The 9,499-nt window shown below is 68.8% G+C and carries 9 protein-coding genes; 6 read left to right on the top strand and 3 right to left on the bottom strand.

Annotated features, from left to right (window positions below):
* Window positions 1-217 precede the first annotated feature (217 nt).
* Both istA and istB read left to right on the top strand, forming a co-directional pair.
* Entirely contained in the window at window positions 218-1,885 is a 1,668-nt protein-coding gene (gene istA, locus G554_RS0108990) for an IS21 family transposase (RefSeq protein ID WP_027587635.1), read from the top strand.
* Window positions 1,882-2,691, top strand: a complete 810-nt coding sequence (gene istB, locus G554_RS0108985; RefSeq protein ID WP_027587634.1) for an IS21-like element helper ATPase IstB — start codon at window positions 1,882-1,884, stop codon at window positions 2,689-2,691. Before istA ends, istB begins: the two co-directional genes overlap by 4 nt.
* Window positions 2,692-2,764: 73 nt before the next feature.
* Here the strand turns inward: istB and arsA are convergent, their stop codons facing one another.
* Window positions 2,765-4,522, bottom strand: a complete 1,758-nt coding sequence (gene arsA / locus G554_RS0108980) for an arsenical pump-driving ATPase (protein WP_027587633.1) — start codon at window positions 4,520-4,522, stop codon at window positions 2,765-2,767.
* Between the two features lie 28 nt (window positions 4,523-4,550).
* Window positions 4,551-4,973 (bottom strand): arsenite efflux transporter metallochaperone ArsD, encoded by a 423-nt coding sequence (gene arsD / locus G554_RS0108975; RefSeq protein WP_008598604.1) that lies wholly within the window; start codon window positions 4,971-4,973, stop codon window positions 4,551-4,553.
* Between the two features lie 112 nt (window positions 4,974-5,085).
* On the opposite strand from arsD, the gene G554_RS0108970 reads away from it, so the two are divergent.
* The 4 genes from G554_RS0108970 to G554_RS0108955 all read left to right on the top strand — a co-directional run bounded on the left by G554_RS0108970 (window position 5,086) and on the right by G554_RS0108955 (window position 8,692).
* Complete coding sequence (locus G554_RS0108970) at window positions 5,086-5,433, top strand: ArsR/SmtB family transcription factor (RefSeq protein ID WP_002546835.1); 348 nt, start codon at window positions 5,086-5,088, stop codon at window positions 5,431-5,433.
* 27 nt (window positions 5,434-5,460) lie between these two features.
* On the top strand, window positions 5,461-6,855 hold the full coding sequence (locus G554_RS0108965; RefSeq protein ID WP_027587632.1) for an FAD-dependent oxidoreductase: 1,395 nt from the start codon (window positions 5,461-5,463) through the stop codon (window positions 6,853-6,855).
* Window positions 6,856-7,240: 385 nt separating this feature from the next.
* Window positions 7,241-8,227 carry an ACR3 family arsenite efflux transporter gene (arsB, locus tag G554_RS15615; protein ID WP_245570012.1) on the top strand — a complete coding sequence of 329 codons (987 nt, stop codon included), beginning with the start codon at window positions 7,241-7,243 and terminating at the stop codon, window positions 8,225-8,227.
* Window positions 8,228-8,368: 141 nt separating this feature from the next.
* On the top strand, window positions 8,369-8,692 hold the full coding sequence (locus G554_RS0108955; RefSeq protein ID WP_008598593.1) for a hypothetical protein: 324 nt from the start codon (window positions 8,369-8,371) through the stop codon (window positions 8,690-8,692).
* 452 nt (window positions 8,693-9,144) lie between these two features.
* Here the strand turns inward: G554_RS0108955 and G554_RS15610 are convergent.
* A partial coding sequence (locus G554_RS15610; protein ID WP_036925264.1) for an ISL3 family transposase occupies window positions 9,145-9,499 on the bottom strand: 355 nt, incomplete at its 5' end.

The following is a 9,499-nucleotide window of genomic DNA, read 5'->3' as shown; positions in this document are numbered from 1 at the left end:
CACACCCGTCGCGGCGACAGGTACGTCACCGTGATCATCGACCTCACCCCAGTGCGAGATGGCACCGGCTGGTTGTGACAGCTTGGTTCGGCCCCGTTGTGACGGCCTGATCTGGCCCCGCGTGCGACTTGCCGGGGTGTTGACGGTCTGAACTGGCCCCACCCCTTCACGCTGGTCCCCATCACTGGGAACCAGTCGCGAGGGCAAGGGAGCCAAGATGGGATCACGAGTGCAGCTGTACGCCGACATCCGCCACGACGCGCGAGTCGATGGCCTGTCCATCCGCGAGCTCGCCCGCAAACACGGAGTCCACCGCCGCACCGTCCGCCAGGCACTCGCCGCAGCCGAACCCCCACCCCGCAAGAAACCGGTCCGCACAGCACCGCGCCTGGACCCGTACAAGCCGGCGATCGACGAGATGCTCACCTATGACCTGACCGCGCCGCGCAAGCAGCGCCATACCGCGACCAGGATCCTGGCCCGGCTGCGCGACGAGCACGGCGCCACCGACCTGTCCTACTCCACGGTGCGGGACTACGTCCGGGTCAGGCGCGCGCAGATCGATCTGGAGGCCGGGCGCCGGGTGGAGGCGATGGTGCCGCAGGACCACGCCCCCGGCGCGGAGGCCGAGGTCGACTTCGGCGAGGTCTACGTCATCCTGGACGGCGTCAAGACCAAGTGCCACATGTTCGTCTACCGCCTGTCCCACTCCGGCAAGGCCATCCACCGCGTCTACCCGACCGGCGGACAGGAGGCCTTCCTCGAAGGACACATCGAGGCCTTCCACGCCCTGGGCGGCATCCCCACCCGCCACATCCGCTACGACAACCTCACCTCCGCCGTCGTCCAGGTCATCCACGGCGGCGACCGGCTACGCGACGAGAACGAACGCTGGGTGCTGTTCCGCTCCCACTACGGCTTCGACGCGTTCTACTGCCAGCCCGGCATCGACGGCGCCCACGAGAAAGGCGGCGTCGAGGGCGAGGTCGGATGGTTCCGCCGCAACCACCTCACCCCCATGCCCGAAGTCGCCACCCTGGACGAACTCAACGACAAGATCCGCGCCTGGGAGCACGACGACAACACCCGCCGCATCACCGGCCACGCCAACACGATCGGGCAGGACCACCACGCCGAGCTGCCCCACCTGGCACCGTTGCCGGCCGACGACTTCGACCCCGGCCTGATCCTCCACCCCCGCGTCGACCGCTCCGCCCTGATCACCGTCCGCATGGTCAAGTACTCCGTCCCCGCGCACCTCATCGGCCAACGCGTCCGCGTGTCCCTGCGGGCCTCGTGCGTGGTCGTGTTCGAGGGCCGCACCGTCCTCGCCACCCACCCTCGCCTCGGCACCCGTGGCGTGACCCGGGTCGAGCTGGACCACTACCTCGAAGTGCTGCGGCACAAGCCCGGCGCGTTCCCCGGCTCCACCGCCCTCGCGCAGGCCCGCGCCGCCGGAGCATTCACCGCGGCCCACGACGCGTTCTGGGCCGCAGCCCGCAAGACCAGCGGCGACGTGGCCGGGACCCAAGCGTTGATCGACGTGCTCCTGCTCCACCGATCCCTCCCGTCCGACGCGGTGATCGCCGGCATCACCTCGGCCCTGTCGGTGGGCGCGATCAGCCCCGACGTCGTCGCCGTCGAAGCCCGCCGCCATGCCACCACCCACACACCCGCCCCAGCCAGCCCGACCAGGGGCGGGACGGTCGTGAACCTGCCACCCCGACGCCCCACCAACCCGCACCAGGTCATCGCGCACCTGCCCGAGGACACCCGGCCCCTGCCCACCGTCACCGCCTACGACGAACTCCTGCGTCGACGCCAACCCGATCCCGCCCCGGCCCCCGCCGAGACTCACCACCACACCCCGACAGGAACCCCATGACCACCACCAGCACCAGCCGCCCCGCGAGCCTTCGCCGACGTCAGGGCCTGACCGAACAAGCCGCGCAGGCCGCGATCGACCAGGCCTGCCGCCGGCTGCGGCTGCCCACCATCCGCGCCGTCGTCGACGACGCCGTGACGGCCGCCACCAAGGAACAACTCACCTACCAAGGCTTCCTCGCCGAACTCCTCCTGGCCGAGGTCGACGACCGCGACCGCCGCTCCACCCTGCGTCGCATCAAGAGCGCCGGCTTCCCCCGCGAGAAATGGCTCGCCGACTTCGACTTCACCGCGAACCCCAGCATCAACCCCGCCACCATCAACGAGCTCGCCACCGGCGACTGGATCCGCCGCGGCGACCCCCTGTGCCTCATCGGGTACTCCGGCACCGGCAAATCCCACCTGCTCATCGCACTCGGCACCGCCGCCGCCGAACAGGGCTACCGCGTCCGATACATCCTCGCCACCCGGCTCGTGAACGAGCTCGTCGAAGCCGCCGACGAGAAACAACTCACCAAGACCATCAACCGCTACGGCCGCGTCGACCTCCTCGTCATTGACGAGCTCGGCTACATGGAACTCGACCGGCGAGGCGCCGAACTGCTGTTCCAAGTCCTCACCGAACGCGAGGAGAAGAACGCCATCGCGATCGCCTCCAACCAGTCCTTCTCCGCCTGGACCGACACCTTCACCGACCCCCGCCTGTGCGCCGCGATCGTCGAGCGCCTCACCTACAACGCCACCATCATCGAAACCGGCACCAACTCCTACCGCCTCGCCCACACCCGAGCCCGACAGGCCGGGTGACACCCTGCAAATAGGCAGTCGCCTACCGCCGGATCCACCAGTTGGGTCCGGCGGGTAGGCGTCACTCCCTGAGTCAGTTGCTGAGAGCGGTGAGCTGTTGCGTGCCGACGGGTTCGCGGGTCTGGGTGGGGATGACGGCCATGCGGTTGGTGGTGGCGGCCACCGCGTCCAGCTGCTGTTGCTCGGAGCGTGCGCGGGTGGCGAGCAGTGGGCTGGTGGGGTGGGCTGCCGCGAGGGAGTTGTTCACGACCCACGCCCACGGGTGGATGTTGGCGCGTTCCAGGTCGCTGGCCAGGGCCTGCGCCTCGGTGACGGAGGTGGTCTCGGGCAGGGTGACCACGATGATCTTGGTGTGGTCGGGGTCTTGGAGCCGCATCAGCGGGGTGGTGACGTGGCCGCGCTGGTCGTCGTCGAGGTGGCGGGTGATGTCGCGGTGGTAGGAACCGGTGGCGTCCATCAGGAGCAGGGTGTGGCCGGTGGGGGCGGTGTCCATGATGACGAACTGGTCGCGGGCCTTGTTCACGGCGCGGCTGAACTGCTGGAAGACGGCGATCTCCTCGGTGCAGGGGCTCATGAGGTCCTCGGCGAGGGCGGCGCGGCCGGCGTCGTCGAGCTTGGCGCCCTTGGAGGCCATGACGTGGTCGCGGTACTCCTGGATGGCCTTCTCAGGGTCGATGGCGCTGACCTCGAGCCCGTCGACGTCGTTGCCGAGGGTGGTCGACAGGTGCGCGGCGGGATCGGTGGTGGTGAGCAGGACCTTCTTGCCGCGCTGGACCAGGGCGATGGCGATGGCGGCTGCGACGGTGGTCTTACCGACACCGCCCTTGCCCATCGTCATCACGAGCCCATGGTCGGCCTCGGCGAGCTGGTCGACCAGGCCGGCGAGGTGCGGCTGCTGGCCGATGCCCTGCCCGCCGGTGTCCTGCGCGTCGGCCTGCGGGGCGTCCTCGTCGTGGAACAGGGTGGCGAGTGCCTCCAGGCCGACCATGTTGACGCTCTTGAGGCTCACCGTGTCGCGGGGCAGGGCTGCCAGGGCGGCAGGCATGGCAGCGAGCGCGGCCTGTTCGCGGTCGTGGATGGCGCGGGACAGGTCGTCGGTGGCGGCCGCGGCGGGCAAGACGCCGTTGACGACCAGGTTGGTGGCGTGGATGTCGAGCTCGGCGAGCTCGTCCAGGGTGCGGGCGACCTCGCGCAGCGTGGACTGCTGGGCCCGGGCGACGAGCACCAGGCGGGTGCTGGTGGGGTCGGTGAGGGCCTCGACGGCGGCGCGGTAGGTGGCGCGGTTCTTCTCGAGCCCGCTCATGGGCCCCAGACAGGACGCGTCGCCCTTGCCGTTGTCAAGGTAGCTGGTCCAGCTGCCGGGCAGCTGCAGCAGGCGGATGGTGTGGCCGGTGGGGGCGGTGTCGAAGATGACGTGGTCGTAGCCGGCGGTGGCCTGGGTGTCGGCGAGCAGGTCGGTGAACTCGTTGAACGAGGCGATCTCGGTGGTGCAGGAGCCCGACAGCTGCTCGGTGATGGCCTCGATCTCCTTGATGGGCAGGACCGCGCGCACCGGTTCCAGGATCTTGTTGCGGTAGGCCTCAGCGGCCTCGTCGGGGTCAATCTCCAGCGCGTCGAGGCCGGGCACCTGCGGAATTGGGGTGATCTTGTTGCCGATGGTGGCACCGAACACCTGGGCGATGTTGCTCGCCGGGTCGGTGCTGACCAGCAGCACCCGCTTGCCCTGGTGGGCGAGGTGCACGGCCGTGGCGCACGCGATGCTGGTCTTGCCGACACCGCCCTTGCCAGTGAAGAAAAAGTGCCGGGGCGGGTTGTCGAGAAACTGGGTCATCACCATCTCCTGAAAGTTCGACTCGGGGTCAGCAGCAGCCGGACACGGTGCTGGTAGTGGCGGGCTGCCCACAGCAGCCAGTGGACGCGGCGGGGGCTTCCTGCTGCGGGCCGCAGCATCCGCCCTGGGGCTGGGCGTCCTTCGTCGGGTTCAGGCCGGCGTAGCGCTCCAGCTCGTCGCGGCGCGGGTGGCGGCCGGCCAGCACGGTGACGTCGTCGACCAGCGTCAGGGGTAGCCCCTCGGAGCCGGCGGCCTGCAGGAACTTGACGACCACGGGGTGCTCCGCGAACTGCGCCGGCTCGCTGGCCAGATTGGCGCGGTGGACGTCCACCCCCTGCGCCTTGAGGGCGTTGACCGCGGCGGTGAAGTCGACCAGCTCCTGGTCGAGGTCGGGGCCGCAGACCCCGGTGTTGCAACACAGTGCAGGTTCGAAGACACGGATGACGGGCATGGGAAACCTCCGGCTCGGGTGGAGGACGACCATCACGCATTGATGACCGTCGATATGAGTGAGCGTGGCACACATATCGACAGGTGTCAATATGAGCGGGTAGCATGTCTGCATGACCGAACTGCTGGAAGCCCCGATGGCCGCCGCCGAGGCCTGCGCGCCGGGTGGTGGCACGATCTCGATGGAGCAGGCGGAACGGGTTGCGCTCGTCGTGAAGGCGCTCGCTGACCCGGTGCGGCTGCGGATCCTGCACCACATCGCGGCCAGCCGGTGCTCCAGCGTGTGCGCGTGCCACATGCCCGAGGTGTTCGGCGTGACCCAGCCGACGCTGTCACACCACCTGAAGAAGCTGGTCGAGGCCGGGCTGGTGGACAAGGAAATGCGCGGCAAGTGGGCGCACTTCACCCCGCGACCCGAAGGGCTGGCCGCGTTGCACGAGTACCTCGCCATGCTGGGCTGAGGCCCGGCGACCCGAAAGGACATCCCCATGCACGTTGTGTGCGTCGGCGGCAGCGATGCCGGCATCTCCGCGGGGCTGCGTGCCCGCGAACTCGACCCGTCGACCGAGGTCACCGTCGTGGTGGCCGGCGCCTACCCGAACTTCTCCATCTGCGGGATCCCCTACTACATCTCCGGCGAGGTCGGAGACTGGCACCACCTGGCACACCGCACCCGCGCCGACCTGGAGGCCGCGGGCCTGCACCTGCTGCTCGACACGCGCGCCACCCGCATCGACGTCGACGCCCGTCAGCTCGAGGCCATCGGACCCGACGACACCCCCGCCCTGGTCGACTACGACGCGCTGGTGGTCGGCACCGGCGCCCGGCCCGTGCGTCCCCCGATCACCGGACTCGACACCCTCGGCGCCGCCGACGGCGTCCACCTGTTGCACTCCATGGGCGACACCTTCGCCCTGGGCGACTCCCTCGAGAAGCTGCAGCCGCGCACCGCCTTGGTTGTCGGCGCCGGCTACATCGGCCTGGAGATGGCCGAAGGCCTCACCACCCGCGGCATCCACGTCACCCAGGTCGAGGCCGCCCCCGAGGTACTGTCCACCCTCGACCCCGAACTCGGTACCCTCGTCCATGCCGAACTCGTGCGGCACGGGGTCGATATCCACACCGGTACGAGCGTCACCGGCATAGCCAAGGGTGCTGACGGCCTGCACGTGACCGGTCAGGCCAGAGACGGCGAAGCCCTGTCGTGGGATGTGGACCTCGTTCTGGTCGTGGTCGGTGTCACCCCCGAGACCGACCTGCTCGTCCGATCTGGAGCCCAGACAGGGCCCCGCGGTGCGGTGCTCGTCGACGAGACGATGGCCACCGGCCTGCCACACGTGTGGGCCGCCGGCGACTGCGTGGCCACCCACCATCGCCTGCTCGGCACCACCTACCTCCCACTGGGCACCACCTCCCACAAACAGGGACGGGTCGCCGGCGAGAACGCGCTGGGCGGCAACGCCCGATTCGCGGGCAGCATCGGCACCCAGGTGCTCAAGGTGTTCGACCTGGTCGCAGCCCGCACCGGGCTGCGGGAGCACGAAGCCATCGCCGCCGGGTTCGACCCCGCCAGCACCACCTCGGCGCCCGACGACCACAAGGCCTACTACCCGGGATCCCACCCCATTACCATCCGCATCACCGGCGACCGCGCCACCGGCAGGCTGCTAGGTGCCCAGCTCGTCGGGCACCTGACCACCGAGACCGCCAAGCGGGTCGACACCTACGCCACCGCGCTCTTCCACGGCATGGACGTGGCCGACATCAATGACCTCGACCTCGCCTACACACCGCCGCTGGGCTCGCCCTGGGACGCCATCCAGATCGCCGCGCAGACATGGGTGACCCAGCACCAGCCAGCGAGCACTCGCACCCAACCCTGACCCCTTGCAGTAATGAGCGCCCCCGCCGAGCGTGAACCCCGGGGGCGCTCCTCAGCGCGCGCTCACCACCCGCCCACACCCCCGACGGGCCAATCGTCAGCACGCCGCCGCCAAGCCATCCCCACCCCCGCCATGACAGGTGACCTCCACCCGGCCTAGCTCCACGGCCGCACCCCGACGCACCCGAAAGGGTTGAATCTCGACGACGAACACCCCGTGACTTGTCATATTGACGGTTGTCTATATGATGAGGACGTTCATATCGATGATCGTCAATGTGAGGTAGTCATGGCCGTAATCACCACCGTCCACACCGACCCGGACGCCCGTGGCGCAGCAGCTGTCCACGCTCGATCGCTACCTGCCCGTGTGGATCCTCGCGGCCATGGTCGTCGGGCTCCTGCTGGGCCGTGTCGTCCCCGGCATCGGCACGGCGCTGGCCGCCGTCGAGGTGGACGGCGTCTCGCTGCCCATCAGCATCGGGCTGCTCGTGATGATGTACCCGGTGCTCGCCAAGGTCCGATACGACCGGCTCGGGACCGTCACCCACGACCGGCGCATGCTGGTCTCCAGCCTGCTGCTGAACTGGGTCGTCGGTCCCTTGGTGATGTTCACGCTGGCATGGACCTTCCTCGCCGACCTGCCCACCTACCGCACCGGCCTGATCATCGTCGGGCTCGCGCGCTGCATCGCCATGGTCATCATCTGGAACGACCTGGCCTGCGGTGAACGCGAAGCGGCCGCCGTGCTCGTCGCGATCAACTCGATCTTCCAAGTCGTCGCCTTCGCCGCGCTCGGCTGGTTCTACCTGTCCGCCCTGCCCTCCTGGCTCGGCCTCGAGCAGACCAGCCTGAACGTCTCCGCCTGGCAGATCGCCAAGAGCGTCCTGATCTTCCTCGGCATCCCGCTGGTCGCCGGATACCTGACCCGCACCCTGGGCGAGAACGCCTGGGGCCGCGAAACCTACGAGCACAGCTTCCTGCCGAAGATCGGCCCCTGGGCGCTGTACGGGCTTCTGTTCACCATCGTCGTGCTGTTCGCCCTGCAGGGCGAACAGATCACCAGCCGCCCCCTCGACGTCGTCCGCATCGCCCTGCCGCTCCTGGTCTACTTCGCGGTCATATGGGGCATCGGCCACCTGCTCGGACGGAGTCTGCACCTGGGCTACGAACGCACCACCACCCTCGCCTTCACCGCCGCCGGCAACAACTTCGAACTCGCCATCGCCGTCGCCATCTCCACCTTCGGTGTCACCTCCGGCCAAGCCCTCGCCGGCGTCGTCGGCCCCCTGATCGAGGTCCCGGCCCTCATCGGACTCGTCTACATCAGCCTCTGGCTGCGCAAACGCTACCCCGTCGACAGCCAGCACTGACCAGCCTTCTCACCCCCACAGGAGCGCCCATCACCACACCACCCACCCAGTGACCCGGCCAACCACACGACCCCGGGCGACCGCCCCCGCGAACGTCCAACCCCAACCCATTCGCTAGAACGATCAACCCAAGAAGGAACCATGCGCTACTACACCTCCGTCGACGGCTACACCATCGACACAGGAAGCAGCCCGTTCACCCCGCAGACCCCCGCGCCCGCCGTCCAGCCCAAGGCCGAAGCGTCGGCCGTCCAGCCCGAGCGCCAAGAGCCCGCCCCCGAAGCGGCTGCCCCGCGAACCTCCGAAGCCAGCAGCGCGCCGTGGAACTACACCACGCGCCAGGCCACCCACATCGACGAGGCCGGCTACAGGGACACCACACGGGGCACCATCGCCACCGACAACACCGACTGGAAGGGCGTCACCCGCGGGGTCGTCAAGAGGCGCTTTCCGCCCCAGCACTGACACCAACCCCATGGCACGCAACCCCACGCGCGTGCCATGGGCCTGCTGGCTCGCTTCGAAACCGGGCGGGTAGGTGTCCGCTATCCGATCCCGAACGGATCCTGTCCGCACGTAACGGGGTGGAGCCAATTGAGGCCGTCATTCCGGGGCCGGATTAGCTTGACACAGCCAAGCTTGAAGAGCGCGGGCCCGAAGGAGCTTCAGGCGGGCTTTCGCACCGCTGGATGGCGACACGGAGGTTGACGCCGAACCCCCCGATGACGGCGGAGAACCCGCGCCGGACGTCCGCCGAACTGATCATGGTCGGAAGGTCACTTGAGCAACGGGTGGGCTGGGTTGAGGCCGAGAAACCCCGGATTCCCCAACGCCGACCTCTACCACCTGCTGACATCAATCAGAATTCTTCCTCGATCACGCAACCACCACCATCGCCACGATCGGATCCGGGCTCATCATAATCCACGGTGTAGCTGAGGTCTGAACCCGCCGGTTTCGAGGAGGGATCTGGCGACATAGTGGGTGAGGTTGCGGAAGCCGAGGGCTGATCCGCGGAGGTGCTCGAGGCGGCCATTGATCGCCTCTGTGGGACCGTTGCTGGTGCCGGGCCGGTCGAAGTAGGCCAGCACGTCGACCGCCCGCTGCTTCAGCGTGCGGCCCAGTGTGCGGAGTTCGACCAGCGCTGCTGGGACGCCGCTGGCGAGGCTGGCGATGAGCTTGTTCATGAGGTCTCGGCCGCGAGCAGGGTCGGGGTCGCGGTAGGCGGTGACCATGCGTTGGTAGGCCGCCCAGGTGACCTCAAGTTCGGTG

This window comes from Acidipropionibacterium thoenii DSM 20276 (genome assembly GCF_000423445.1).
GTDB lineage: Bacteria > Actinomycetota > Actinomycetes > Propionibacteriales > Propionibacteriaceae > Acidipropionibacterium > Acidipropionibacterium thoenii.
The sequence above is the reverse complement of the archived record's forward strand: the minus strand, read 5'-3'. Positions and strand labels throughout refer to the sequence as shown.